The organism is Peptoclostridium litorale DSM 5388 (assembly GCF_900141635.1).
GTDB lineage: Bacteria > Bacillota > Clostridia > Peptostreptococcales > Peptostreptococcaceae > Peptoclostridium > Peptoclostridium litorale.
The window spans coordinates 1-26,210 of record NZ_FSRH01000001.1 but is presented as its reverse complement, the minus strand read 5'-3'; the positions used below and the strand labels follow the sequence as shown (position 1 = coordinate 26,210).

Here is a 26,210-nt window from a genome sequence, read left to right as displayed (position 1 = left end):
CTCTCTAATCTATTCGTTTGCGATATCTTAATGAGTCTGTTTGTGTTAAAATATCATTGGTGAATTAGTATATTTAACACCTATAAGGAGGGTTCCGTAAATGAAAAAGAATGCTACAACGCTTGCAATAGCCCTTATTCTTTGCCTTTTCCCCGCTTCGGATTCATCGGCTTCAGATGGTTTCCAGCCCGAAAAGCCTTTCGATGTGAATCAAAGCTCACATTCAAATCAGTATTCTGATGCAGCTGTGGCAAGGGATGTAATTTATAAAACCACAAATGAAAAAGAACTTACTCTGGACATATACAAACCCCTAGTGCAGGTTTATCAAAAAAGCCCTGCCATAGTCTATATACACGGCGGTGCATGGGTCATGGGCAACAAGAATGGAACGGATACAAAATCCCTTATGCCGTATTTCAACATTCTAAGGCAAAACGGGTATACAATAATCACTATAAACTACAGGCTGCTTTCAGACGGTTCGGCTTTCCCCGGCCCTGTTTCAGACTGCAAGGATGCACTCAGGTGGATTGTCCAAAATAGCGACTCATATTCAATAGACAGCAATAACATAGGCCTTTGGGGGGTCTCTTCTGGTGCTAGCATGGCATTACTTTGCGCATATTCTTCTGACAATGAGTTTAAAGATGAAGGCAGCCTGTCTTCGCAAAGCACCGCCGTGAGATATGTAATTGACTTTTCAGGGCCTACTTCATTTGAAGGGTATTTAAAAAACACCCCTGCGGCTTTCAGAAAATATGTAAGCGCTTTTTCTCTCGATAAAAAAATAAGCCGCTCGCCCACACCCTTGCAATATATAAAAAACACTTCGCCGCCAACATTGATAGTTCATGGTAAAAACGACAGAATCGTCCCTTACTATCACTCTAAAAATCTTTATGAAACTGCCCTTTCAAGGGGTGCAAATGCAAAATATATTTTATTAAGCGGAGCCGACCACACTCTTTCTGGGGCGTCTGCAAGTGATATCTCAATGCTTTCAGAGACTATTTTCGACTTCATTGATGAAAATTACCAAAACTGAACATATCGCCCTACAGATAATGGGCCTTTTGCAAGCTCTGAAAGTTAAAGTATGCAAAGCCCATATGCAAATACTTCATGTTTAAGAGGCTTGATTTCTTTACCATTTTGGTGTATATTTAATTTTGTAATCGTTATAAATCAAGGGAGGGTTTTATATGCTTAAGTGGAATGACAAATACAGCGTCGGGGTAGAGTCGATAGACTCTCAGCACAAAAGACTTTTTGAAATAGGAAACGAACTCATAGCTGCAATGAAATCAGACAAGTTCGACAAATACGATGACATAATGTACATATTGGGAGAGCTTAAGGACTACACCGTATATCATTTTGACTTCGAGGAAAGTCTGCTTAAATCCAATGGCGTTGAATTTACAGATTCACATGCCCAGCAGCACACGTTTTTCATCGATAAGCTCATGGAAACCACTACATTGGATATAGACGCGCAGCAAGGCCAGGTCCTAAATGACATATTTGAATTTCTTACCGACTGGATAGTAAACCATATAATGAATACCGACAAAACATACCAGGCTTCTTTAAACAGCGCCGGCGTCCATTAATAGGCTTTATATCTCATGCGCCAGTTTCAATCCGGCTTTGATTCAAATGTATATTAACCAGCTGACCTTTATCGAAAAGCAAGTGGTCTGCCTATCCAGTCAGACCGCCTGCTTTTCACTTTAGTAATTCAAATTGGATTCTCACGCCGCAGTGTCTCTTTAAAATCCGGCCTATAAATTCAAACTGTCCCTGTATATCTTCAATATGTCCTTCTCTTCTACGCAGCCCGGATGGTTTTTAAGCTTCTTTTTATTTTTCATCATATCCCTTGCATACGATTCAACCTGAACAAGAGCTGCGCCGCAGCTAACGTCCAACACTTCCCTTAAAAACTGTCCAAACTCATCAACACTTGAAAATCCAAGTTTTTTAACTATTGTGTCTTTTTTTACAGTGTCTCTGCAAAACTCAATATATGCCTTTAGCAATATTCCATTGGCCCTTCCGTGCTCCATCCCGTGAAAGTATGTAAGCGCATAGCCCATTCCATGAGGAAGCGAAGTTCCAGCCTGAGCTATAACCATGCCTGCGATTGAAGAGCAAATCATGAAGTTTTCCCTGTCTTCATATCTAAAATCTCCGCTTTTAAGTGAGTCCATACTCCTTCCAAACAGCTCAAGACCTTTTTCTGCAAGCGCATCGCTTACAATATTCGCTCCGCTTGACATATATCCCTCAACAAGATGAGAAAGAGCATCCACTGCGGTGTTTACTGTAACTGAATGTGGCATAGATTGAGTGTACTTCGGGTCTACGATGGCGTATTTTGGAAAAATGCAGTGGGAAAAATTCTTCTTCGTCTTTTCCTCATGGTCTGTAAATATGGCGTACTGAGTAACTTCAGATCCTGTTCCGGATGTCGTCGGAATTGCTATGACCGAAAGCCCGTCATGCCTGTCGCCCCTTACAAGGTCCCTGGCTTTTAAATTTTTATGCTTTGCAAGCACTGCTATTCCCTTTGCAGAGTCAAGTGCAGATCCTCCTCCGACCGCCACTATGAACTGTGCATCCATATTTTTTGCCATTGTTGCCGCTTTTTCAACCATTTCAAGTGGAGGGTTTTCCTGCATATCGTCAAATATACTGTACTCTATTCCCATTTCGTCCATTGCAGATTCCAAGTCTCCAAGCGAGCCGTTTTTTCGCGACGAACTCTTGCCTGTAACTATAAAAGCCCTGCCTCCTTCTCTTTTTAATACTTCCTTGTTTTTAGAAAGCGAATCCCTGCCGAACAAAACCTTTGTCGGCATGTAATAATCAAATTCTATCATGCTTTTCCTCCTTGTGTTTGAGTTTTAGTGTGGCCTATTAATAATTTTACCATATTCGCTTTTTTTATATTGAATTTGTTAACTCTTCATAACCAGTCTATATTCAATCCCCGTAATATCCATACACCAAACCAAATATTTGTGCTACAATATTTAACATACCCATATGTATTTCTCCAGTCAAATCAATTTTATAAACAATCTAGCAAAGGAAGGTGCAGCAATGCTTTTTGACCTTGATTCATGCATAGCATTCATAACAAACAACGCATCAAAAAAAATATCGGACTGCTTCAACGAAAGGCTTATAAAACAAGGCCTTACAAGGGTCCAATGGATAGCGCTTTATTTCCTTGAAAAGCACGGAGATATGAGCCAAAAGGACCTAGCTCAAAAAATGGACATAAAAGGTTCTTCTACAGCACGGCTTGTTGACCGGATGGAAAGGGATGGATATGTAAAGCGAATTCCCGACAAAAATGACAGAAGGGCTGTAAAGCTTATGATAACCGACAGCGGCAAGGATATGCTGCAAAAGCTCACACCTATCGGGGAGCAGCTAAGCCAAGACATTTCAAAAGGCCTTTCCACAGAAGAAATTGCCGTGTTCAAAAAAGTAATACAAAAAATGATTGAAAATGTAGAACCCTAGACCCCTCGCATCCATGTAAAGACTTTGCGCGGGGTCTTTTTCATTATTTCAACCATATCTATCCCTGCCGACAATTCTACATCGATCCAAAACGCTACATATTTTATCCATTCAAAATTCCTATAACAGCACTTTATTTGATAAATATATTTAAAAATCATGTTAAAGTATTGTTTTTTGAAAAAATAGTTGCTATACTAATTAATGTAGCGCTAACAAAATAAAGCGAATGGCTGAGGAGGAATTTAAAATGGCAAAAGACCCAAGACAAATGCTTAATGAATTTACCGGAGGACTTGAAAACCTGGGAGCTACAAACCCTGCAAATCTTGAAGCTTTCATGAATCTTATGGGAACTTCATACGAGCCTGTAAGTATTGACCTTAAGACGAAAGAACTTATAAGCGTTGCAATAGGCGTTTACAACCGTTGCGAATATTGCATAGTGTTCCATGCCTACAAGGCCCTTGAAGCGGGAGCTACAAGAGCAGAGTTAATGGAAGCTGCAATGGTTTCAGCTGCATTTGGCGGCGGCCCTACAATTGCTTACTCTGTTACACTTCTTAAAAATTCAATAGACGAATTTGAAAAAGATTTCAACTAGCAATTTCGCTCTAACTATTCACATCAGTAATTGCAAATAACAGTATCACAGCACAAGAGACAGTCGCCACTGTCTCTTTGCTCTTTGAAATAAACACTTCAAACACGGAGGTATTAATATGGCAATAGATTTCAAGCTTGAAAAACTGACAGGACATGCAAGGGATGCAAAGCTTTGCAAGATCAATATCGCGCCCGGTGATGAGGTTTCAGTCGGAGATATACTTTTTGAAGCCGAGTCGAAAAAAGGAAACATATCCATAAAGTCGAACGCGATTGGAAAAGTCGCATCCATACATGTTGATGAAGGCGACACCGTGAAAATAGGCGACCTGCTCGCCCGGATAGAAGGCGAAGTCTGCGCCGGCAAAGCCGAATCTCCAGCTTCAAAAGGAGGCTATTTCGCAGGACTTATAAAACCTTCCAAAGAGGATATCGAGGTCGACATAGCAATAATAGGAGGAGGCCCTGGAGGATATGTAGCAGCGCTTCACGCCGCAAAGCTCGGTGCAAGCGTTGTCGTTGCCGAAAAGGAAAGCATTGGAGGAACATGCCTGAACTGGGGATGTATCCCTACAAAGACATTTGTAAGGTCTGCCCATCTTCTTGAGGACATGAAGTCTTCGTCTTCTTACGGAATAAACTGCGACAATATAAACATAGACATGGGCGCAATAGTCGACAGGAAAAACAGTGTGAAAAGCGAGCTCGTAGGCGGAATAGAGTTTTTATTCGAGAAAAAGGGCATAAAGCTAGTCAAGGGAGATGCCGAACTTGTTGAAAAAGACAAAGTTGTTATAAAAGGCTCAAGGTGCGAAACCACAGTAATCGCTAAAAACGTGATAATAGCCACAGGCTCTGAAAGTTCAGTCATTCCAATACCTGGAATTGAAAGTTCAAATGTGGTTACAAGCACTGAACTTCTCGACATACAAGAAGTGCCTGAAAGACTTGTGGTTGTAGGCGGCGGAGTCATAGGTATGGAATTTGCCTTCATATTCTCAAGCCTTGGAAGCCATGTAAGTGTTGTAGAATACATGGATTCAATACTTCCAATGCTTGATGCCGATGTATGCGAAGAGATAACTGCCATAGCGCAGGAAAGCGGAATAAGCATAAATACCGGCTCAAAAGTGAAACAGATTCTCAGCGGTGAAAACGGTGAAAGCATAGTTGTATTCGAATCCGAAGGTGTGGACAGATATGTATGCGCCGATAAAATTCTGATTTCAGTCGGAAGAAAGCCAAGACTTGACGGCGTAGATGTTCAAAAGCTTGGAATTGAACTCAACATCAACGGAAGAGGTATAAAGGTTGACGACAGGCTTAGTACAAATATCGAAGGCGTATACGCAATAGGCGACGTTACAAACAGGCTCCAGCTGGCACACGTAGCCTCGCATCAGGGTATAGTTGCAGTGGACAATATAATGGGTGTAGACAGCCTTATGGACTACAGCGTCGTTCCAAGTGCGATATTTACAATGCCGGAAATAGCGACAGTGGGATTATGTGAAAAAGAACTTGCAGAAAATGGCGCCGATGTTGAAATAGGAAAATTCCCATTCGGCGCAAACGGAAAGGCCCTCACACTCGGAGAGTCCAGGGGCTTTGTGAAAATGATAAAGGACAAGACAACCGGCAAAATACTAGGCTCCACAATAATAGGCCCTAATGCAACAGACCTTATTGCCGAAGTCGCCCTTGCCGTAAAAAACGGCCTTACGGCAAACGACATAATCCACACTATACACGCTCACCCTACAACTGCAGAATCAATACACGAGGCTGCATTATCTGTAGAAGGTGGTGCACTGCATTTTGAATAATATCAAAACGAGAATAATAATATCAAACTCGTTAAATCCGTGGGAAAACCTGGCTCTTGAAGAAGCCCTTTTGGACGATGTACAAAAGAACGAGGCTATACTGTATCTTTGGCAAAATGAAAACACCGTGGTCATAGGAAGAAACCAAAACCCTTGGAGGGAGTGCGACCACAGAAGACTTGAAAGCGACGGAGGAAAACTTGCCAGAAGGCTTTCCGGAGGCGGAGCCGTGTTTCACGATAAAGGAAACCTCAATTTCACATTCATAGTCGATCGAAAGCTTTTTGACATCAAAAGGCAGCTTTCAGTAGTTCTCTCATGCGTAAATGAAAACAAAATACATGCAGTAGCTTCAGGACGAAACGATATACTTGCAGATGGGAAAAAATTCTCGGGCAATGCCTTTTATTACAAGGACGACAAGGCCTATCACCACGGGACAATACTTGTCGATTCCAACCTTGAAAATCTTACGAGATATCTGACCGCTCCAACTGAAAAAATAGTTTCAAAGGGCATAGATTCTGTAAGATCTAGGGTTGTAAACCTCAAATCCCTGAACACCTCAGTAAGTATACAGTCTATTTCGGACTCAATGGTCAAAAGCTTTGAATCCGAATACGGCAAGGCTTTTTCAATAATCGAACCTTCTGAGTTCGATATATCATCGCTTGTTCCCAAGTATTCATCTTGGGATTGGAGATTCGGCCAGGCTCCCAAATTTGACATATCATTTGAGAAGCGCTTTGGCTGGGGAGATTTTGAAATCTGCCTTACTCTCAGAAGCGGTAAAATCGCAGCATCAAAGATATATTCCGACGCCCTGAATGTAAGCATAATGCACAAGATAGATGGGGGCTTGAGCGGATGCGAATTTAAAATGGCTTCAGTGATCGACAGTATAAGCTCCTGTGCGTTCACGCAAGACGAAAAGCTTATTGCAGACGACATAGTATCACTTTTGCTCGAAAAGAAACATGTGTTCTAGTCGCATGAAGTTAAAGCCGGCTTAGGGAATTTGAGCCGGCTTTGACGTCATACTTCTTTCTATTCTATTCCTTCCATTTCTCTTTGCCCTGTATAAAAGCTCATCAGCCCTTCTTATGGCATTTGTCGGACATTCTTCGTTTTCAAGCTCTGTAACCCCTCCGCTTATAGTTACCCTGACGCCCAGATTTTTGACTATCTGTTTTTCCACTTCTATCCTGAGCCTTTCAGAAACTTCAAAACTCACATTTTCATCGGCGCCGTCGAATATTACTATGAACTCCTCTCCTCCATACCTTCCCACCGCATCTGAATTTCTGGTATTTTCCGACAATATTCTCGCGACTTCTACTATGACCTTGTCGCCAAACTGATGCCCGTAATTGTCATTTACATCCTTGAACCTATCTATGTCAAACATTCCTATGCTCAAACAACTGCCATACATATTCGCCTTTATAGCTTTTTCTGCAAGCTTTTCATGTATATGCCTGTGGTTGTACAGTCCAGAAAGCCCGTCCCTTGTAACCCTGTTTACAAGGTCGCTGTTTCTCCTTTTTAGCTTTTCATTAAGCTCATTCACCTTTTCCACCATCTTTTCTTTTTCAAGCGCAAGTTTTTCAGTATCTATAACAGCCGCCGAAAACTGCTTTGAAATCGCAATCGAAATCATCAGTATAAAAAATATCATACCCCAAAACAAAGTGCCCTGATACCCGAGCACTTTTTGAACGCTCACTATCTCCACAAGCACAGCTGCAAAAAAACCAAAAAAACCAACCGAAAACTCCTGCGCTCCATTTATATTATCCCTTACGGCACTCACAATGGCTCGTATTACGTATATTCCAGATATTATTATAAGCACATGGTATGCGCTTAGTGTACGCGTATATGCCTTAGCCGGAAATACCAGCACAATGATTGAAAATATAAAAGAAAAAGCATATACTGTTTTTAAAAAGGCCCTGCTAAATTTGCATTCAAACAGATAGTCTATAAATCTTATGAACACAGGTAACATCATGTAAAAAGAGAGGTACTCAATTTTTTGAAGAGTCTCCCAGTTTGTGTTTTCAAATAAGTCCACTATGCATCTTTCACCCGTTATAAAAATTCTAATCGACATTAAAATGCAAAAAACAGAAAAGAACAAAAATGCCTTCTCCTTTCTTATAAGCGATGCTATTACCATGTGGTATATCGCCATGCTGACTATGAAACCCATTACAAAAAAATTTGCCATGAGGCTCTTACCGTTCATGGCCTCTACGGACTTTTCATTTCCTATTATTATTGACTCCCAAAAGCCTCCCTTGTAGTGGCTGTAGTTTGATACTTGGACTATGATTTCAACCCATTCATTTTCGCGGTTGAATTTGACTATTTGGGGGTTGAACTCCGGATGTGCCATATCTCTGTCAGCTGAAACGTCGCCGTTTTTCCCTATCAGCGTTCCATCTGCATAAATCCTGTATGCACTCGACATGTCATATGCCTTAAGGTAAACGGTCTCCATTCCTTCGGGTAGCTTTATACTGGCAATGTAGGTTGCAAAGCCTTCCCCTCCTACATTTTTGCCATTTACAACATGCCCATTCCATATGGACGGTACATCAATGTAACTCACCCGGGTGTGGCTAGGTTTTATTTTAAAATCATCGCTATATAAAAGTTTTTCCCAGTAAAATTCCCACTCCCCCGAAAGCCTTACACCTCCTTTTTCGTCAAAATCCCAGCTGCTTAAATCTGCCTGTCCATTTTTCACTACCGGTTTGTTGCCATCACTCATCCCTCTAATACAGACTGTGGTTATTATTAAAAATATAATAGCCGCGAAACAAGCAGCCAAGCTAATTTTTTTCATGCTCATCTCACACCTCCCTACTATGAATATTATTTTAAGTCTATCCGGAAAAAGCATTCTTATCGAGTATAATTTTTTGTTAAATATAAGTTGAAATCATTCTGTCGTTTTGCCTATGTATGATTTTTTATACCCAATATCGAGCCACTTACACCTATTCAATTCGACATTTTTTTCACGGATCACCATAAAAAAACGGCCTCTATCGGCCGTTAGTCCCGAAATTCAAATACTATTTTTACGCCTTGCAAACATCAACCCAGTCGGCTTTTGTAACCGTCTTAAGCTCATCAGGCGTTATCTTTACTGCTGAATTTGTCGAACCCGCTGCAGGGTATACATATTCGAACTGCTTTAACGAAACATCAAGATATATTTCCATTGAGGTTTTCAGCCCAAACGGGCAAACTCCCCCAACAGGATGTCCCGTAGCCTCCAGGACCTCTTCATATTTCATCATCTTTGCCTTTGTATTGAATGTATCCTTGAACTTTCTATTGTCTATTTTTGCATCCCCCTTTGAAACCACCAATACATCCTTTTCCTTTAATCTAAATGCCATCGTCTTGGCAATAAGCTCAGGCTCGACACCTATGGCCTGTGCTGCAAGCTCCACGGTAGCAGTGCTTGCTTCCTTTTCTATTATTTCGTAATCGTATCCATTCTCCTCAAAAAACTTTCTCACGTCTTCAACAGCCATGTTTAACCCCCCAAATACTTTTTGGTATATATTATACTACAAATTTTCGCACGCAAATGTCTTTTTAATGAACACAATGAGAATTTCGTTAATACTGCTATTGTTCGTAATATCGTCCTTTCAGCAATAAAAACGGATATGCTCCAAATCCAATATTGAAGGATTGCAATTCGGAACCGTCAAAACTACAAGCCGCTTGTCCATATCAAAAGAAGCTGTATGCCTTGAAAACCTTTTCACACAGACCATTTAAATTATTTTCAGAAAATTTCAAAAAAAGCTTTACAGTGCAAGATTGCCGTGGTAGAATTTCATTATATCAATTTCAGGGGGCAAGGCTGCTTCAGCAAAAAACCGGCACATCGTCTGTTTTAAAGGTTTTCAGCAGTTTCACTCCGACTGTATCGCTTTTTATTTTTGAAGGAATGACAGGTTCGCGCGTCATTTTTCAACTTAAAATCAACAGCGATACCTGAATTGAGGTATACAATACTTTGCATATAGTATATTTAAGGGAGGAATTGTAATGTCAAAACTACAAAATTTACTGGAAGATGTGAAAAAGAAAAATCCTGGCGAGGTTGAATTTCATCAGGCAGTGGAAGAGGTTCTCACTTCACTTGAGCCTCTTGTCGAAAAGGAGCCTCAGTACTTTAAAACCGGACTTATAGAAAGGTTCTGTGAACCCGAAAGGCAAATAATGTTCAGGGTTCCATGGTTTGACGACGAAGGGAACGCAAGAACAAACAGGGGTTTTAGAATCCAGTTCAGCAGCGCTCTTGGGCCTTATAAAGGGGGCCTTAGATTTCATCCATCCGTTTATTTGGGTGTTGTAAAGTTCCTTGGATTTGAACAAATACTCAAAAATTCACTCACCGGCCTTGCCATAGGCGGCGGAAAGGGAGGCTCCGACTTTGATCCAAAGGGCAAGTCTGACAACGAGATAATGAGATTCTGCCAGAGCTTCATGACTGAACTTTACAGGCATATAGGCGATTCAGTCGACGTTCCTGCAGGTGACATAGGAGTTGGCTCAAGAGAGATAGGATATCTTTACGGCCAGTACAAGAGAATAAGAGGTGCATTCGAAAACGGAGTCCTTACTGGAAAAGGACTGGTTTATGGAGGTTCTCTTGTAAGAAAAGAGGCTACCGGATACGGCCTTATGTATTTTGTAAAGGAAATGATAGAAGATAACGGCCACAGTCTTGAGGGTAAAAGGATAGTGGTTTCGGGTTCTGGAAATGTCGCTACATATGCGTGTGAAAAGGCTGAGCAGTACGGTGCCAAGGTAGTAGCAATGAGCGATTCAAACGGATTCATACACGATGAAGGCGGTATAAGCCTGGACACGGTAAAGCAGATAAAAGAGTTCGAAAGGGGCAGAATAAAGGACTACCTCAAGTACCACCCACAGGCTTCATACCATGCGGTTGACAGCAGCGATAAAAAGTCGATATGGTCGATACCTTGCGACATAGCCCTGCCTTGCGCAGTCCAAAATGAAATCGGCATGAGTGAAGCGAAAATGATTGTAGAAAACGGCGCCATAGCTCTTGGCGAAGGGGCAAACATGCCTACTACAAACGAAGCTGTGAAGTTCCTCGTAGAAAAAGGAATTCTGCTGGCACCTGCAAAGGCTGCAAATGCTGGCGGAGTTGCCACATCGGCACTTGAGATGTCCCAAAATGACATGAGGATAAACTGGACATTTGAAGAAGTCGATCAAAAGCTAAACGATATAATGGTTAACATATACAAGTCTTCAAAAGAGGCTGCAAAAGAATATGGTTTCGACAAAAACTATGTAGTCGGAGCAAACATAGCCGGTTTCAAAAGAGTTGCTCAGGCAATGCTTGAACAGGGGGTAGTTTAATACACTAAAAGCCGCCAATTTGGAATATCCAAACCTGGCGGCTTTTATCAGTTTCAATATTTTCATTTAATTTGCATTACAATTCGAATGCCTTTTTAAGCAGCCCTTACAGCACGCTCACCACTATTTCATCTCCCTCTATATCGACAAATACAGATGATCCTTCATTTATTATGCCCCTTATATACCTTTCAGCTATCTCATCTTCAATGTATCTTTGAATTGTTCTTCTAAGAGGCCTTGCTCCGTACTTTTCGTCGAATCCCTTTTCTATGAGGAAGCTCTTCATCCTCTGCGAAACCTCTATCTTTATGTCTTTTTCCACTGCTTCCTCAGAAACCTCGGCAAGCATAAGTTCAACAATCTGCACTAGCTCCTCCTTTCCAAGAGGTCTGAACACAACCGTCTCGTCAACCCTGTTTAGAAATTCCGGCCTGAAAGTCTCTTTGAGTGCGTTATTGACCTTTTCTTCTAGAGCATCATACCCTGTATGGCCAAATCCTATACCGGCTGATTTCGTATCAGTTCCGGCGTTGGAAGTCATTATTATCACGGTATTTTCAAAGAATACCGTCCTCCCCTGGCTGTCAGTAAGCCTTCCATCGTCAAGTATTTGAAGAAGCATGTTGAATACATCGGCATGAGCTTTTTCAATTTCATCCAGAAGTATCACCGAATAAGGCCTTCTTCTGACTTTTTCAGTCAGCTGGCCTCCTTGGTCATATCCCACGTACCCTGGCGGAGCCCCTATTAGTTTTGAAACGGTGTGCTTTTCCATGTATTCCGACATGTCTATCCTTATCATGGCCTCTTCACTTCCAAAAAGCTCTGTCGAAAGAACTCTCGCAAGCTCAGTCTTTCCAACTCCCGTAGGCCCTACGAATATGAACGATGACGGCTTTCTCTTTTTCTTGAAGCCCGACCTGTTTCTCCTTATGCTTTTCGCTATAAGGGATACCGCTTTGTCCTGGCCTATGACCTTTTTCCTGAGGGTTGCCTCAAGTTCTATGAGCTTTTGCGATTCTTCCCTTGTAATCTTCTTAACTGGAATCTTAGTCCACGACTCTATTACGTGGGCCACATCCTCCACAGTTATTTCACAGGAGCTTTCCGCCCCGAAATTTTTTATCTTTTCCTGCACTTCAATCTCTTTCATTTTGAAATTTGCCGCCGCTTCGTAATCATCCTTGAGCGCTGCTTCTTCCTTTTGCTCCTGGATTGATTCAAGCTCCCTTTTAAGCGCTTCAATCTCAAATGCACACTGGTTTTTAAGGTTGACCATGGAGCCCGCCTCGTCTATGACGTCTATAGCCTTGTCCGGAAGGAACCTGTCAGTTATATACCTTTCCGACATTTTGGCTGCCGCAACTATTGAATCGTCAGGTATTTTCACCTTGTGGTAGTCCTCGTAGTAGTCCCTTATCCCCTTTAGTATTTCGATGGTCTCTTCAATGGAAGGTTCGTCCACCATTACCGGCTGGAACCTTCTTTCTAGCGCCGAATCCTTTTCAATGTGCTTTCTGTACTCCTCTATCGTCGTGGCGCCTATTACCTGTATGTCACCCCTTGCAAGGGCGGGCTTTAATATGTTGGCGGCATTCATCACTCCGCCTTGAACCTCTCCTGCTCCGACTATGTTGTGCAGCTCGTCTATTACAAGAATGACATTCCCACTTTCAGTCGCCTCGTCTATTATGGCTTTCATACGGCCCTCAAACTGACCCCTGAACTGTGTTCCTGCAACTATTGCTGTAAGGTCGAGAAGGTATATCTCGCAGTCCAAAAGCTTCGCCGGAACCTCGCCTTCTATTATCCTCACTGCAAGCCCTTCGGCTATTGCCGTTTTTCCAACTCCAGGCTCCCCTATTAGCACTGGATTGTTCTTGTTCCTTCTGTTTAGTATTTGTATTACACGTTCAATTTCGACATTCCTGCCTATAACCCTGTCTACTCTGTTTTCCCTGGCCTTGTCAGTAAGATTGCTGCCGTACTTATCCAGGTATTTTCTCTTTTTCCTCTTCTTTTTTGTCTTTTCATTTGATTCCAGTTCCATATCTTCAAAATGCGCATCTTCCCTTATTTCCTTGTCTTCATCTAGTTCAAAGTCCTCATCCTTAGGCTCCGGCGAGAACATGCCGTTCATCATTCCAAGCAGCGACTCATCCGCATCCAAATCGTCAAGATTTATGTCTCCAAGCATGTTACCCATCTGCTTTGTTATGTTTTCTATATCTTCAGTGGACATGCCCGTTTGCTTTATAAGCTCATCCATTATTGTAAATCCCATTTTCTGGGCACATTCCAAGCAGTATCCCTTGAGCTCCTTCTTTCCGTTTTCAATGCTGGATGTAAAAATAACTGCGATATTTTTATTGCATTTCGAACAAAGCTTCATAAAATCATCTCCACAATCAATCACTTATTTTTTCTGCCACACTTAAATTATACCATATACCTATACATTTATTTACAACCGGCCGACACTTTAATGAAATTTTAATTTTCATGGATAGAATACCCACAAGCGGCTTGATAATATACAATGTCGCCCAATTTCATATGCAATTCAGTGTATTTTTAAGCTGCGTTTAAATTGATTATACCTTTTTGGTCTAAATAATTAATTTTAAAGCTTATGTACCCATGTATTTGGGTATTTTATATAGTATTGCTTAAAATTTTTTCATAATTATACTATTATCGAGGTGATACATATGGATGAAAACAAAAAATTTGTTCTAGACAAGAAAATAGCACACACTATCGAAAATCTCAATAAGAATAACATGGACGCATATTACGTCCAAAATTCTGATGAAATGCTTCAAAAAGTCGGTGAGCTGCTAAAAAACGGAGATACAGTTTCCGTAGGCGGTTCAATGACTCTTTTCGAAACCGGCCTCATAGAATTTTTGAGAAACGGAAGCTACAATTTCCTTGACAGGTACAAGGATGGTCTTACTCCTTCAGGCATCAAAAACATATACAGGGAGAGCTTCTACGCCGACGCTTATTTGGCAAGCTGCAACGCCATAACCGAAAAAGGCGAAATATACAATGTCGATGGGAACGGAAACAGGGTTGCAGCCATTATATATGGCCCTGACAGTGTAATACTAGTTGTTGGAGTCAATAAGATAGTAAAGGACATAGACGAGGCAGTAGAAAGGAACAGAAGATATGCAGCTCCTGCCAATGCAAAAAGGCTCAACAGGGACACGCCTTGCGCCAGCCTTGGATACTGCACAGATTGTTCAAGCTCTGACAGGATATGCAGCAGCTACGTGACACTCAGGCAGCAGCAAATCAAGGGAAGGATAAAAGTAATAATAGTCGGGGAGGAGCTGGGATATTAAATTCATATTTTGAAACAATTCAAAAAGCAGCGCTTCTACTTGGCGCTGCTTTTTAGCATTTATATTGAACATATATTCATATTGCACTTTTCATTTTGAAACTCCGACTCTTTATCAATTCCTTCATATTCATTACACGCTATTTTAAGATGCATTCAATACATCACTAATCCCGCTTTGTAGTTTCGTCAGCAATCTCCTTCCACGCTTTGTATTTTTCTATATCAGAGCTTATCTTCTTTATTAAAATTGATATTACTGCAGCGTCGTCTACTATTCCCATGCCCATTATAAAGTCCGGTATTACATCCATAGGCGCTACAAAATAAAGAAGGGCGCCTATTATCATAATTATGGAGTTCATAGGAACACTGTTGTATTTGCCGGATATCCAGTCCCTGAACATTTCAAACAGTAGCACTAAATTTCCCCACACCTCTTCAAGTGCTCCATTTCTACTCTTAATGGCTTTTTTCATGGCCACCGCGAGGAGTTCCTTGGACTTTTCCCTGTCATTTGCATACTGAGACGCCCTACGCCTGTACTTTGCATATTCCTTTTCTACATCTTTTTTTTCCACTGAATCCACCACCTCTATGAATCATTCTCGTGAATGCTGCTTCTAACAATCCATTTCACTATATATATTCGAAATAATATAAAACTTTAACAAGAGGAATGTGTAGGTATGAATCATCACTGCTTTTTTGAGGCTTTCTAGAGCCGCTCATTGAAATTTTGACCAAGAACCTGTATTACAGCTCTGTTTTAAAGCTTAAAGTCCACCCCTATCGCTCCGACAATTTTTCCGTTTGAACGGACTGTTTTCGAAGCGCTCACAATCTCCCCTCCATTTATTATGTCTGCATACGGATTTGACACATATATTCCCTTTTCCACCGCCACCTTATACCATTCGCGTTCTCTCGGGTCATATCCTTCAGGCAGCTGCACACTCGGGATTATTTGCATATTTCCATTTTCATCTGCGAAGTAAATATTTTCGATACCTGCATCATAACTATCCATTTCCGCTTTTAAAAATGCATTCATGTCGTCCGGCCAGCCGCTTTCAAGTTTTGATGCAATCTTTGAAACCACACTTTCATACTGCTCTATTTTAAAACTTTTGTCAATCTCACCACTCTCTTCCTGTGGCTTAACCATTGTTATTCTACCTGTCTTGCCATACCACTCAAGCTCTCGCCCGAATGCCCTTACCGCATCCCCCAGATATACATACGTCCTGCCTTCATATATGAACGGCTTTTGCTCCATATGCAGAGCTTTCCCGTCCATTACAATATCATTTACATTGTAAAACACTTATATAAATGCTCCCGATCCAGAAGCGCTCACCACTCCCCGAGATATAACAATCCCCACTATCAATCCCAAAATAAATTTTTTCAAAAGACCACCCCTTCATATTCTCTATTTTTCATAAATTTCAGCCTGCCCCACCTGGATAGGAATCTCTCTCACATAGACTTCCCTTACATTTGGATTATACCATTATCGGACTCATTTTCTCAAAATATTCACAGAGCCAATCTATTTAAAAAAACATGCCGATTCAGGACTCCAGGCTCTAGGTATCTGCCTATAGCTTCTTGTTTTCGTCATAAAAAATTCTAAGGTCTATTTTCGTCTTTTCGTCCAGTTCATGCCATCTCATTCCCCTGACTGCACCTTCAAGCGCGCAAATGGTATTAAAGCAGGTGTCTCCTTCCAAATCCAAAAGCATCTTGAAAGCATCATTGCTTCCAATTTCCTCAAGCTTTTGGGGATTTTCTATTCCCACCCTAAATAAACGCTGTTCAAGCTTTTTACCTATATTATGACAATCTGAAAGTTTTTCCATTTTTAACCATCTCCATTTTTACAATTTTATATAAAGCATACAAATTTCGAAATATTAGTGCTTATATAATCCTGTTGTGGTATAAATAATACAAATCAAATGCAACTTACCCTTTGATGACAATTACGAGATATGGAGGCGAGAATATGAATTTTAAATTTGCACACAATAACATAAACGTGCTCAACCTTGAAAAAAGTCTGGCGTTTTACAAGGATGCCCTTGGCCTTGTCGAGACGAAGAGATACGAACCTGAAGACAAAAGCTTTGTTCTTGTATACCTAGGAGATTCACAGACTCCCCATCTTTTGGAGCTCACCTGGATACGCGACAGGTCAGAGCCTTATAACCTGGGCGAAAATGAATTCCATCTCGCATTTGAAACCGATGATTTTGTAAGCGCCCACAAAAAACACAGTGAAATGGGCTGCATATGCTATGAAAATACCAAAATGGGCATCTATTTCATAAACGACCCTGACAATTACTGGCTTGAAATAATACCTTCTAAAAAAGATTCGCCAGAAGACGAGCGTATGGCAAGACTTTACCTTCAGGGTCTATAATAGCACACTCATCCATATAATAAAGCATTGGAATAAAAATCAATTTCCAATGCTTTTTGTATGTGCTCTGCAAATCCACAAGAAAAACTAGGCATTCATATTGTCCCTTTAAGCCCACTGAATTCTTGCAGCTGATTTTCACGATTAGCCAGACCTCCAAGTCACAAGCTTAATATGTGCGTCATAGCAATTTAGGAGTATCGGATGAGTTCCTGTTTACCTGTTAATGCTCCAAAATGCATAATTTAAAACGCTAGCAAAAGACACCCACATAATATATGGAATCATAATATAACCTGCAAATCTGTCTATATTGAAAAATTTAACAGTAGTTAAAACAATAAACGCAAGGAGCAAAATTATATCCACAAATGCAACGCCCCGAAGCTGCATTCTGAAAAATAGTATAGTCCATATAAAATTCAAAAACAGCTGAAGAGAGTAAACTCCAAGCGCACTGCTTGCATTTGAATCCTCTTTTCTTTTGACCCATATCCTAAATGATGCATATCCCATCAGTGCATAAAGAAGTGTCCATACCGGCCCAAACATCCATCCCGGAGGTGAAAATGAAGGCCTCCTAAGATCCATATACACCATCATTGTATCCGCTGTAAGCAACGCACTTAACATTCCCACAGCTTCCGGTATTGCAATGGCAACCAGCATATCTTTTATGTTCTTCATTTAAAACACCCCTTCCCAACATTCACACATACAATCTGCAATGCTTCCCTTTATATTATATGAAATAGCTGCAATAGGCAGGATTTCCCAAGTTGCAATCCGCATAACGCATGACTTTTTTGATTTCAATATAGTTATACCCATGTCAGAATAGTTCCAACACGGGCATAGGCTTCCAATATTTTTTTGTGTTTGTTTTACGGTTCCATAAGTATTTCAAGCATTTTATCAGTATTGTTCAAAAACTCCCTTGCAACCTGATAGTGCTCCGTTTGTCTGTAGTCAATCCTTCTTATTCCGTTATTGACTTCATATATGCAGCTTCTTGGATATGCCATTATTATGGGCGAATGGGTTGCTATCACAAACTGTGAATCGTCATTCACGAGTTCATGCAGCCCTTGTTTAGTCAAATTTAAGAAAATACAAGTTCTTCAACGCAGTCGAGCACTCTTCCCAGATGATAGTTGAAAACAATTCCAGCCTCATCATTTGCGCTTCCCTTATTTTCAAGATGAGCGCCCTTAAAACCGCAAATCCCCTCAAGCCTTTTTGCATTGCTTTCACTTATATTCAGTTTCCCCGGAATGCATGCAATTGCAGCCAAGTGAGTGCACGCCTCCTTGAATATGCTCAAATCTGCCCTTACTGAGTCTATTTTTTCAATTTCATGCTTTTGGGGTCTTCTTTCTTTCGAAAAGGCATCAACCTGACTTTCCAGCTTTGAAATTTCTTTTCGAAGGCCGTCCAAGTCCATATGACCTCCAAATCTAGTGGTGTCCGAAGCCATCGAAATCATTTTTTTTGAAAGTTCTCCGTGCCTTTTTATTATGCTGCCGTAATAATTGTATGGAAAAAGCATATAGTTGACAGTCAGCGCTATGCTTATTCCCATGAAAGTGTCGATAAGTCTGCTTATGCTGTATTCAAAAGGGTTTTTGCCATCCATATTGACCATTATGGCCATGAATACAATGCCCGCTATTGTCACCGAGTCATTCCATTTGAGTACGTTGCATATATATATGAGAACCACCATGCCTATGCCGCACAGAATTGCGTTTCCAGGCTGTATCAGGGCAAATAGAAGGCCTGTAAGCGCTCCCACAGCGGTTCCCATCATTCTGTTTTTGCCAACCTTGAATGAATTGGCCATGGAAGTTTTCATGGATATTACCGCCGCAATTGCAGCATAAAACGGATATTCCATCCCCAGTGCGTTTGATGTGGCCACGCACAAAAATACTGCTGTTGCAGTTTTAATATTTCTCATTCCAATTTTAGGTATCATGATTATTTTTACTCAGCCCCCTGTTTCCATATCTTTTAGTCATTTATAAAACCTTTCAGCACATTATTTTTTCTTCCATTTTGGTATGAACCTGCCGTTTTTTTTAATCATTTTTCCCTCAATATTACAGTTTCACTTTATCACCACAGCTTGTCAGACTATTTTAACACACAAAGGAATCCATGTGAAATAGCCCCAAGGCCTTTTCTCATGGATTCCCTCTTTATTTTTAATATTTAATTCGATTTTCTTGTACCCTTATGTGTTTCTAATGTTTTTATTTAGTTTTCAAATACTCTCCTTGCTACCTCCACGGCTTCCTTTGCATCTTTTGAATAATAGTCTGCGCCTATCTCCTTTGCGTATTCCGGATTTAAAACAGCTCCTCCGACCATTACCTTGCAGTCTAGATTTTGATCCTTTATGAGATTGATTGTATCCTCCATGCTTGAAACCGTAGTTGTCATAAGTGCGCTGAGTCCCACAAGCCTTATGTCTTCATCTTTTGCTGTCTGGACTATTGTCTCGGGTGCCACGTCCCTTCCAAGATCTATAACATCATATCCGTAGTTTTCAAGGAGTATTTTGACTATGTTCTTTCCTATGTCGTGTATGTCTCCCTTTACGGTCGCAAGTATCATCTTTCCCTTGGATATTGACTCGCTTCCCTCGCTTACTATTTTCTCCTTTACAGCATCGAATGCCATCTTCACTGTCTCTGCCGACCTTATAAGCTGAGGCAGGAATATATCTCCCTTTTCATACTTCTCTCCGACCTCGTCGAGCGCCGCTATGAGTTCGTTGTTGACTATGTCCATGGCATCCCTTTCATTAAGGGCGCTTTTTGTGGCCTCGTATGATTCGTCCTTCATTCCGTTTAGTATTATGCTTTTAAGGCTCCTCTTCTCATCTGCAGCTTTCGAAAGCGTTTCCTTGGCCTTTTGGCCGTCTCCCCCGTAAGCCCTTATATAGTCCTCGGCCATAGGGTCCTGGTTTGTTATTACCCTGAAAGACCTTATCGCCTCCATAAGCCTTTGGTTTGTCGAATCCGTTATGGGAGCGTCAAGCCCGTATGAAAGTGCCATTGCAAGGTATGTCGAGTTTATTATCCCTCTTTGAGGCAAGCCGTACGATACGTTGCTTGCGCCAAGAGTAGTCCTGACCCCAAGCTTCTCCTTCACAAGAGGTATGGCCTTTAGAGTCTCCATTACGGCCTCCTGCTGGGCAGAAGCCGTAAGCACAAGGCAGTCTATTATTATGTCCTTTTCGTCTATCCCATGCTCCTTAGCCCTATTCACTATCTTTTGGGCTATCTCCACACGCTTTTGAGCGGTTTCAGGAAGGCCTTCCTCGTCAAGTGTAAGCCCTATTACGCAGGCTCCGTACTTTTTGGCTATCGGAAGTATCTTTTCAAGGCTCTCGTCCTTGCCGTTTACGGAGTTTATTATGGCCTTTCCGTTATATATCCTGACTGCGGCCTCTATGGCATCCGGATTCGAGCTGTCTATTTGAAGCGGAAGGTCAATAACCGACTGAAGCTCCCTTACAGCCCTTGTCGCAGCGGCCACCTCGTCTATCCCCGGAACTCCCATGTTGACATCTAGTATGTCCGATCCCGTCTCCTTTTGGGATATGGCCTCAGATACCACATAGTCGAAGTCCCCTGCCTTTATTGCTTCCCTGAGCCTTTTCTTTCCGGTGGGGTTTATCCTCTCCCCTATTATGCTCACACCCTGTCCAATCACTACGGCTTTTGTGGACGAGCAGACGCATGCTAGGTTCTTTTTTGTGGCAGGCTTTGGCTTTTTGCCGTTTAAAGCCTCTTTTACGCTTTTTATGAATTCAGGAGTTGTACCGCAGCACCCTCCGAACATCGCCACTCCCATATCCGCCATTTGGGCTATGTAAGATGCGAATTCATAAGGTTCCACGTCGTATACCGTTTTTCCGTCTTCAATCCTCGGAAGACCCGCATTGGGCTGGACCATTACCGGAATGCTTGAATAATCCACTATATCCTTTACTATAGGCATCATCTGAACAGGTCCAAGCGAACAGTTCATCCCAATGGCGTCGCAACCCAGCCCTTCCAGTATGTTTACTGCCGCAAGGGGGTTTGTTCCCGTGAGAGTCCTTCCGTTTTCCTGGAAAGTAAGTGTGCAAAGCACCGGCAGGTCTGAGTTTTCCTTTGCCGCAAGCACTGCAGCCTTGGCCTCGTATATGTCCGATATGGTCTCTATGAGTATAAGGTCTGCGCCTTCTCCAGCAATCACCTGCTCCTTGAATATTTCATAGGCCTGCTCGAATGAAAGAGTTCCAATCGGCTCCATCATCTGCCCTATGGGCCCTATGTCGAGAGCCACAAGACCATCTTCACCTGCTGCTTCCCTCGCTATTGAAACCGCGCTTTTCACGATCTCCTCTACGCTGTATGGGCTTTCATCAAGCTTGTACCTGTTGGCCCCGAATGTATTTGTTATTATGACCTGTGCTCCGGCAGACACATACTCCCTGTGTATTCCAAGCACTATATCCCTTTTTTCCATATTATAGCTTTCAGGCAGCTCGCCGGGCTTTATTCCGCTCTTTTGAAGCATTGTTCCCATGGCCCCGTCAAATATTAAATGTCTGTTTTCAAGTATCTCCCTAAGATCCACAGCTTTTCCCCCTTTTTTGGTAACTGCATTTTCCATTCATGCTGCATATTCCGCATGTAAGCCTCGAGTGCGTCTTTTTCTTCGAAAAACCTATCACTGCAGTGACCGATTTTCTCGGTATGAGAAGGAGGCTGTCGGTTGCCGTAAGCCCTATCTTCTTTTGCGCGTCCAGCAGCCTCAGTATCCCAGGTTGAACGTCGAGGGGCAAATCCCCGTATCCCGGGCTGTATCTGAAAGTGGTATTGTAACCTTCATTTTTCGCTATTGCCTTTATGGACTCCTCTGCCGCGTCGCAAAGCGACTCCACTCCTGCCGCCCCGCAGGCATCCAGTATTATCCCCTTTGAAAGGCTCGCCTTCGAATAGTACCTTATCCTCATGTCAAGCTCGCTTCCAAGGGTCGCCGCCATTATGGCGCATTTCTCACAGCCCTCAAGGTGCTTTACTATGCTATCTCCAGTCAGTACGATTCCCGAATTTTCAATCTCTATTCCGCCCTTGACCTTTTTTATGTCAAATATTCCGAATGTCACTCCCTGTGATGCCAGCCCCTTCGCCTCGTCTATGCACTCGTCGATTGATCTCATTGTAATTTCATCATCAATGCTTTCGTGGCACCCCATGTATCTAAGCACTTCTTTTTTTTGTATGTCCACCTGTTGCTTCCCCCTTCGCCTTACGAAGCCTCCACTTCTCCAAGCACGTTTCTTATCGTTGATATGCTCTTTAGTATATTTATAGTCTCCTGCGATTTGTTCATAGTGTATATGTGAACCCCGTCGACTCCCCACGAGAGAAGGTCAATTATCTGCTCCGTCGCATATGCTATGCCAGCCTCTTTAAGGGCTTCCGGCTTGTGCTCGTATCTTTCAATTATCCTCGTGAATTTTTTTGGGAACGTGCATCCTGTAAGGGAGACTATCCTGTCTATTTGCTTCTTGTTAACGACGGGGAGTATTCCCGCAATTACAGGAACGTCTATCCCCATGCTCTTGCTCTTTTCCATGAATTTGTAGAATATCTCATTGTCAAAGAAAAGCTGGGTTATAAGAAAGTCCGCACCGCAGTCAACCTTTTCCCTCAGATGCACTATGTCGTCCCATACGTTTTTGCTCTCACTGTGCTTTTCAGGATAGCAGGCGGCACCTATGCAAAAGCCGCCTCTGTCCTTTATGTGTCTTATAAGATCAGTTGAATGCTCGTATCTGAACTCATTCGAAAAATCCAGGCAGCTGTTTTGGGGAGCATCGCCCCTTAGCGCCAATATGTTTTTCACTCCGTTTTCCTCCAGCCTGTCAAGCACTCCGTCAATTTCACTCTTTTCAGAAGTAAGGCATGTGAGGTGTGCCAGTGCCGGAAGCTTGTAGTGGTTTTGAACTTTTGAAGATATCTCAACGGTAGTTCCCCTTGTACTTCCCCCTGCACCATATGTGACGCTTATAAAATCCGGATGGAGCCCCTTGAGCTCATCCAGAGTGCTGTATATTGTATCCAGCGATCCGTCCTTCTTCGGCGGAAATATCTCAAACGATATTGTAGGTTTGGCCTTTTTTACTTTTTCACTTATATACATAATTCATCCCCCTTGTATGGTTCTTTTTGGGAGATGTGAAAAACACGCCCTCCCATCTTTGTCTTTTGTTTCACTTTTAAAAGATGAGCGTTTTTTGTAAACAAAAAAACTCTTTCGACATTGAAAGAGTTTTAAGCACGTGCCTTTTCTCATCTTCCGGTCGAATAACCGCTGGATTTAGCACCTTGCATATTAATACAGGTTGCCGGGTTTCACAGGGCCAGTCCCTCCACCGCTCTTGATAAGAACAATATTAATTTGATTATTAAAAAAGATTATATACATTTAATCGTTTCTTGTCAACAAAATTTTCGAATATTCCGAATATCTATCTGTGATCATTAAAAAACCTCACGTACTCCTTTTTATGGCTCTCTACTATTTCCAGTTCTCCATCTATAAAGGCCATCTCCCAGACGTTCTTCGAGTCGCCTTCACCGCTTTTGTAATAGTATATCCTCATATGGTTTTCCATTATGAATATTCCAAACTCTGAAAGCATATGGTCCACCTTCTTTACAAGCAGTTTCTTTATGCCGTCAATCACCTGCCTATTTGAAAGATCCAAGTCAGTTGTACTTTGAATTATCACGGCCATGAGATGGTCTTTGTTTTCCATTCTGCCGTATCCCCTGAGCTGTATGTTGAACCCCAAAATCACACCTTCCACTTCAAATAGAACGTCCCTTTCAAATATAGCATACGGTATCTTTTCTATGTGATGCCTTTCCAATCCTTCCAATACTCCGTTCACAGTCACAGGATTGCCCATTTTTTCATCCCCCTTCAATATTCGGCAATATACACACCATATGTGTCAAGCTTCTATTAGGATTTTTACCCATGGCCAGCCCGTCTATTCATCCCTTCATTTGAAACTGGGTATTCTTCAGCATTTAAGTGAACGCTCACTGATTTGTCAACCTATTCCAATATGCAAAGTATATTTTTACGCAGCCGGCTTTTCAAGCCATCTTTCTCCCAAAAACTTTATTCCTGCCGCACCTATTGGCGCAGTTAGAACTATTGAAAGCACCGCCATCGCAAGAATCAAATCCCCGCTTGCCACTCCTGCCGAAAGTGGCACCGCACCTATTGCAGCCTGAACTGTGGCCTTTGGCACATATGACACCGCACAAAACAGCCTTTCCTTAGTATTGAGGTTTGTTCCAATAAGGGATACCATAACTCCCACGCTCCTGAAGGCAAGTCCCGCTATTATTATGAGTATTCCCTTTACTCCCGCATCCATTGCAACGTGCACGTCAACCTGGGCCCCCACAAGCACAAACAAGAACACCTCCGCAAAAATCCATATCTTAGACAGAGTCTGAGCCACTCCTATAGCTTCCTTTGGAATCCTCTCCAGTATTACAAAACCTGCAAACATTATCCCTATGAAGCTTGAAAATGGAACCTTCCCTTCGAAAAGCGTTTCTGCCCCGGTAAGAAGAAATGCCATTGAAAGTAGTATTATTATCTTCTTAACCTGGGGCATTACAAGTTTTTTCCCAAGTCCTATGTATGCAAGCGCAGCTATCGCTCCGGCCGCAGCACCGAATATTATGGAAAGTGGTATGTTTAGAGCCGCAATGGCTATGCTTGTTCCCTTTCCCGAATATATGCCCAGCAGTGATGAAAACACGGTTATTGCAAATATGTCATCTATTGAAGCTCCAGCAAGTATTAAAGTAGGTATTCCCTTTGCATCGCCAAGCCTTCTGTCTATGAGCGATATCATCTGAGGAACTACCACAGCAGGCGATACTGCTGCTATTATGAATCCCATTATGGCCGCCTCAAGCTTTGGTATCCCAAGAAGTGCACTTGCAACAAATGTTATGGCAACTCCTTCAAGTATTCCCGGTATGCAGCTCATTTTCATAGCCGGCACCCCGACCCTTGCAAGGGTGTCCCTTCTTATCCCAAGCCCTGCCCTCAGGAGTATCACAACAAGTGCTATTTTTCTTATATCCGAAGATATGCCCAGAAGATCCGGACTTATGATATCCATTCCATACGGGCCTATCACAACCCCGGTTATAAGCATTCCCAAAAGTCCAGGAAGTCTTAGTTTTTCAAATGCCATTCCCGCCAAAATTCCAACTGCAAGTATTATTCCAACGCTTGTTATCATTTTTCTACCTCCATGTGTATATTTTGCCCAACCTTTCCCTTAAACGCAAAAAACTCCTGCAGAGCCTAAGGCCAGCAGGAGCCATCAATTGCAACAGCAATGTTTGAAGGCGAGCTCCATCGCCTGATATTGATTTGTACAATGTATATATTAACATCTGCCTAATTATATTTCAAGGTGTTTTTCTCATTATAAAACTTGCGTATTAATACATCTCCAAGATATGTATTTCCGATACTCGGAAGTATATCAGTTTCAATCCACGCACCCGTATGGGGTGCGACGTTTGCAAAATATATCTGTTGCAGTTCCAGATGTGTTTCAATCCACGCACCCGTATGGGGTGCGACGACAGGGAGAGCATAGAAAATTATTTAGAAATAGTTTCAATCCACGCACCCGTATGGGGTGCGACCTTTCGATTTTTATTCAAGTTACCTATTGGTACGGTTTCAATCCACGCACCCGTATGGGGTGCGACCCAAACCACAGATTTAATCCAGACATATTAATTGTTTCAATCCACGCACCCGTATGGGGTGCGACCCGACATTAATGTCGGTACCAGACAGGAGGGATGTTTCAATCCACGCACCCGTATGGGGTGCGACAAGGCAGAGCCTTGCATGGGCTGACATTGCGGCGTTTCAATCCACGCACCCGTATGGGGTGCGACAC

Annotated in this window: 24 protein-coding genes, 1 CRISPR repeat array and 2 riboswitches; of the genes, 9 read left to right on the top strand and 15 right to left on the bottom strand. The window is 42.1% G+C overall.

What is annotated here, in order from left to right; translation table 11 throughout:
- The first annotated feature begins 100 nt into the window (after nucleotides 1–100).
- Nucleotides 101–1,048 carry an alpha/beta hydrolase gene (locus tag BUQ87_RS00120; RefSeq protein ID WP_052635883.1) on the top strand — a complete coding sequence of 316 codons (948 nt, stop codon included), beginning with the start codon at nucleotides 101–103 and terminating at the stop codon, nucleotides 1,046–1,048.
- A 157-nt stretch (nucleotides 1,049–1,205) separates the two neighbouring features.
- Entirely contained in the window at nucleotides 1,206–1,616 is a 411-nt protein-coding gene (locus BUQ87_RS00115) for a bacteriohemerythrin (RefSeq protein WP_038261334.1), read from the top strand.
- A gap of 171 nt (nucleotides 1,617–1,787) precedes the next feature.
- Here BUQ87_RS00115 and BUQ87_RS00110 read toward each other — a convergent pair whose 3' ends face one another.
- A complete protein-coding gene (locus BUQ87_RS00110; RefSeq protein ID WP_052635884.1) occupies nucleotides 1,788–2,888 on the bottom strand; it encodes an iron-containing alcohol dehydrogenase family protein in 1,101 nt (366 codons plus the stop codon).
- 223 nt (nucleotides 2,889–3,111) lie between these two features.
- Here BUQ87_RS00110 and BUQ87_RS00105 point away from each other — a divergent pair, with 223 nt between their 5' ends.
- The 4 genes from BUQ87_RS00105 (at nucleotide 3,112) to BUQ87_RS00090 (ending at nucleotide 6,960) form a co-directional block, all read left to right on the top strand.
- Entirely contained in the window at nucleotides 3,112–3,540 is a 429-nt protein-coding gene (locus BUQ87_RS00105) for a MarR family winged helix-turn-helix transcriptional regulator (RefSeq protein ID WP_038261336.1), read from the top strand.
- Nucleotides 3,541–3,790: 250 nt separating this feature from the next.
- A complete protein-coding gene (locus BUQ87_RS00100) occupies nucleotides 3,791–4,144 on the top strand; it encodes a carboxymuconolactone decarboxylase family protein (protein WP_038261339.1) in 354 nt (117 codons plus the stop codon).
- Between the two features lie 118 nt (nucleotides 4,145–4,262).
- On the top strand, nucleotides 4,263–5,972 hold the full coding sequence (gene lpdA / locus BUQ87_RS00095) for a dihydrolipoyl dehydrogenase (protein ID WP_052635885.1): 1,710 nt from the start codon (nucleotides 4,263–4,265) through the stop codon (nucleotides 5,970–5,972).
- On the top strand, nucleotides 5,965–6,960 hold the full coding sequence (locus tag BUQ87_RS00090) for a lipoate--protein ligase (protein WP_242943745.1): 996 nt from the start codon (nucleotides 5,965–5,967) through the stop codon (nucleotides 6,958–6,960). Before lpdA ends, BUQ87_RS00090 begins: the two co-directional genes overlap by 8 nt.
- A 21-nt stretch (nucleotides 6,961–6,981) precedes the next feature.
- Here the strand turns inward: BUQ87_RS00090 and BUQ87_RS00085 are convergent, their stop codons facing one another.
- Both BUQ87_RS00085 and BUQ87_RS00080 read right to left on the bottom strand, forming a co-directional pair.
- Nucleotides 6,982–8,751: a sensor domain-containing diguanylate cyclase gene (locus BUQ87_RS00085; RefSeq protein WP_161694522.1), complete on the bottom strand. Its 1,770-nt coding sequence runs from the start codon at nucleotides 8,749–8,751 to the stop codon at nucleotides 6,982–6,984.
- 313 nt (nucleotides 8,752–9,064) lie between these two features.
- Entirely contained in the window at nucleotides 9,065–9,526 is a 462-nt protein-coding gene (locus tag BUQ87_RS00080; protein WP_038261345.1) for a YbaK/EbsC family protein, read from the bottom strand.
- Nucleotides 9,527–10,052: 526 nt separating this feature from the next.
- On the opposite strand from BUQ87_RS00080, the gene gdhA reads away from it, so the two are divergent.
- Entirely contained in the window at nucleotides 10,053–11,402 is a 1,350-nt protein-coding gene (gdhA, locus tag BUQ87_RS00075) for an NADP-specific glutamate dehydrogenase (RefSeq protein ID WP_038261349.1), read from the top strand.
- Nucleotides 11,403–11,508: 106 nt separating this feature from the next.
- Here the strand turns inward: gdhA and BUQ87_RS00070 are convergent, their stop codons facing one another.
- Entirely contained in the window at nucleotides 11,509–13,797 is a 2,289-nt protein-coding gene (locus BUQ87_RS00070) for an ATP-dependent Clp protease ATP-binding subunit (protein WP_038261351.1), read from the bottom strand.
- 319 nt (nucleotides 13,798–14,116) lie between these two features.
- On the opposite strand from BUQ87_RS00070, the gene BUQ87_RS00065 reads away from it, so the two are divergent.
- Nucleotides 14,117–14,758, top strand: a complete 642-nt coding sequence (locus BUQ87_RS00065; RefSeq protein WP_038261353.1) for a lactate utilization protein — start codon at nucleotides 14,117–14,119, stop codon at nucleotides 14,756–14,758.
- 166 nt (nucleotides 14,759–14,924) lie between these two features.
- Here BUQ87_RS00065 and BUQ87_RS00060 read toward each other — a convergent pair whose 3' ends face one another.
- The 3 genes from BUQ87_RS00060 to BUQ87_RS00050 form a co-directional block, all read right to left on the bottom strand.
- Entirely contained in the window at nucleotides 14,925–15,338 is a 414-nt protein-coding gene (locus BUQ87_RS00060) for a YkvA family protein (RefSeq protein ID WP_038261354.1), read from the bottom strand.
- A gap of 188 nt (nucleotides 15,339–15,526) precedes the next feature.
- The gene (locus tag BUQ87_RS00055; protein WP_038261357.1) at nucleotides 15,527–16,084 is read right to left on the bottom strand and encodes a PDC sensor domain-containing protein; all 558 of its coding nucleotides are present in this window, start codon (nucleotides 16,082–16,084) and stop codon (nucleotides 15,527–15,529) included.
- Between the two features lie 277 nt (nucleotides 16,085–16,361).
- Entirely contained in the window at nucleotides 16,362–16,622 is a 261-nt protein-coding gene (locus BUQ87_RS00050; protein WP_038261361.1) for a TfoX/Sxy family DNA transformation protein, read from the bottom strand.
- Between the two features lie 146 nt (nucleotides 16,623–16,768).
- Here BUQ87_RS00050 and BUQ87_RS00045 point away from each other — a divergent pair, with 146 nt between their 5' ends.
- On the top strand, nucleotides 16,769–17,188 hold the full coding sequence (locus BUQ87_RS00045) for a VOC family protein (RefSeq protein WP_052635886.1): 420 nt from the start codon (nucleotides 16,769–16,771) through the stop codon (nucleotides 17,186–17,188).
- Nucleotides 17,189–17,404: 216 nt separating this feature from the next.
- On the opposite strand, the gene BUQ87_RS00040 is transcribed toward BUQ87_RS00045, so the two are convergent.
- The 8 genes from BUQ87_RS00040 to BUQ87_RS00005 all read right to left on the bottom strand — a co-directional run bounded on the left by BUQ87_RS00040 (nucleotide 17,405) and on the right by BUQ87_RS00005 (nucleotide 25,532).
- A complete protein-coding gene (locus BUQ87_RS00040; protein WP_038261364.1) occupies nucleotides 17,405–17,875 on the bottom strand; it encodes a TspO/MBR family protein in 471 nt (156 codons plus the stop codon).
- A 197-nt stretch (nucleotides 17,876–18,072) separates the two neighbouring features.
- Nucleotides 18,073–18,288, bottom strand: a complete 216-nt coding sequence (locus BUQ87_RS00035) for a hypothetical protein (RefSeq protein WP_207647158.1) — start codon at nucleotides 18,286–18,288, stop codon at nucleotides 18,073–18,075.
- Nucleotides 18,289–18,290: 2 nt separating this feature from the next.
- Nucleotides 18,291–19,148: an FUSC family protein gene (locus BUQ87_RS00030; protein WP_159434240.1), complete on the bottom strand. Its 858-nt coding sequence runs from the start codon at nucleotides 19,146–19,148 to the stop codon at nucleotides 18,291–18,293.
- Nucleotides 19,149–19,447: 299 nt separating this feature from the next.
- Nucleotides 19,448–21,823: a homocysteine S-methyltransferase family protein gene (locus BUQ87_RS00025; protein ID WP_038261372.1), complete on the bottom strand. Its 2,376-nt coding sequence runs from the start codon at nucleotides 21,821–21,823 to the stop codon at nucleotides 19,448–19,450.
- A complete protein-coding gene (locus BUQ87_RS00020) occupies nucleotides 21,813–22,478 on the bottom strand; it encodes a vitamin B12 dependent-methionine synthase activation domain-containing protein (RefSeq protein ID WP_038261375.1) in 666 nt (221 codons plus the stop codon). Before BUQ87_RS00020 ends, BUQ87_RS00025 begins: the two co-directional genes overlap by 11 nt.
- Nucleotides 22,479–22,498: 20 nt before the next feature.
- Nucleotides 22,499–23,395, bottom strand: coding sequence for a methylenetetrahydrofolate reductase [NAD(P)H] (gene metF, locus BUQ87_RS00015; protein WP_038261377.1), 897 nt, complete (start codon nucleotides 23,393–23,395; stop codon nucleotides 22,499–22,501).
- Between the two features lie 146 nt (nucleotides 23,396–23,541).
- A riboswitch (SAM riboswitch) is annotated at nucleotides 23,542–23,643 on the bottom strand.
- Between the two features lie 80 nt (nucleotides 23,644–23,723).
- Nucleotides 23,724–24,167, bottom strand: coding sequence for a hypothetical protein (locus BUQ87_RS00010; protein ID WP_038261380.1), 444 nt, complete (start codon nucleotides 24,165–24,167; stop codon nucleotides 23,724–23,726).
- Between the two features lie 177 nt (nucleotides 24,168–24,344).
- Nucleotides 24,345–25,532 (bottom strand): cation:proton antiporter, encoded by a 1,188-nt coding sequence (locus BUQ87_RS00005; RefSeq protein ID WP_038261383.1) that lies wholly within the window; start codon nucleotides 25,530–25,532, stop codon nucleotides 24,345–24,347.
- Between the two features lie 68 nt (nucleotides 25,533–25,600).
- A riboswitch (Fluoride riboswitch) is annotated at nucleotides 25,601–25,665 on the bottom strand.
- Between the two features lie 119 nt (nucleotides 25,666–25,784).
- Nucleotides 25,785–26,208: direct repeats of the CRISPR family, unit length 32 nt; unit sequence GTTTCAATCCACGCACCCGTATGGGGTGCGAC.
- Between the last annotated feature and the right edge of the window lie 2 nt (nucleotides 26,209–26,210).

Excerpts from the sequence above, each read along its gene's own strand:
- BUQ87_RS00120 (WP_052635883.1), top strand. The coding sequence starts at position 101 with ATGAAAAAGAATGCTACAACGCTTGCAATAGCCCTTATTCTTTGCCTT.
- BUQ87_RS00115 (WP_038261334.1), top strand. The coding sequence starts at position 1,206 with ATGCTTAAGTGGAATGACAAATACAGCGTCGGGGTAGAGTCGATAGAC.
- BUQ87_RS00110 (WP_052635884.1), bottom strand. The coding sequence starts at position 2,888 with ATGATAGAATTTGATTATTACATGCCGACAAAGGTTTTGTTCGGCAGG.
- BUQ87_RS00105 (WP_038261336.1), top strand. The coding sequence starts at position 3,112 with ATGCTTTTTGACCTTGATTCATGCATAGCATTCATAACAAACAACGCA.
- BUQ87_RS00100 (WP_038261339.1), top strand. The coding sequence starts at position 3,791 with ATGGCAAAAGACCCAAGACAAATGCTTAATGAATTTACCGGAGGACTT.
- lpdA (WP_052635885.1), top strand. The coding sequence starts at position 4,263 with ATGGCAATAGATTTCAAGCTTGAAAAACTGACAGGACATGCAAGGGAT.
- BUQ87_RS00085 (WP_161694522.1), bottom strand. The coding sequence starts at position 8,751 with ATGAGTGATGGCAACAAACCGGTAGTGAAAAATGGACAGGCAGATTTA.
- BUQ87_RS00080 (WP_038261345.1), bottom strand. The coding sequence starts at position 9,526 with ATGGCTGTTGAAGACGTGAGAAAGTTTTTTGAGGAGAATGGATACGAT.
- gdhA (WP_038261349.1), top strand. The coding sequence starts at position 10,053 with ATGTCAAAACTACAAAATTTACTGGAAGATGTGAAAAAGAAAAATCCT.
- BUQ87_RS00070 (WP_038261351.1), bottom strand. The coding sequence starts at position 13,797 with ATGAAGCTTTGTTCGAAATGCAATAAAAATATCGCAGTTATTTTTACA.
- BUQ87_RS00065 (WP_038261353.1), top strand. The coding sequence starts at position 14,117 with ATGGATGAAAACAAAAAATTTGTTCTAGACAAGAAAATAGCACACACT.
- BUQ87_RS00050 (WP_038261361.1), bottom strand. The coding sequence starts at position 16,622 with ATGGAAAAACTTTCAGATTGTCATAATATAGGTAAAAAGCTTGAACAG.
- BUQ87_RS00045 (WP_052635886.1), top strand. The coding sequence starts at position 16,769 with ATGAATTTTAAATTTGCACACAATAACATAAACGTGCTCAACCTTGAA.
- BUQ87_RS00040 (WP_038261364.1), bottom strand. The coding sequence starts at position 17,875 with ATGAAGAACATAAAAGATATGCTGGTTGCCATTGCAATACCGGAAGCT.
- BUQ87_RS00030 (WP_159434240.1), bottom strand. The coding sequence starts at position 19,148 with ATGAGAAATATTAAAACTGCAACAGCAGTATTTTTGTGCGTGGCCACA.
- metF (WP_038261377.1), bottom strand. The coding sequence starts at position 23,395 with ATGTATATAAGTGAAAAAGTAAAAAAGGCCAAACCTACAATATCGTTT.
- BUQ87_RS00010 (WP_038261380.1), bottom strand. The coding sequence starts at position 24,167 with ATGGGCAATCCTGTGACTGTGAACGGAGTATTGGAAGGATTGGAAAGG.
- BUQ87_RS00005 (WP_038261383.1), bottom strand. The coding sequence starts at position 25,532 with ATGATAACAAGCGTTGGAATAATACTTGCAGTTGGAATTTTGGCGGGA.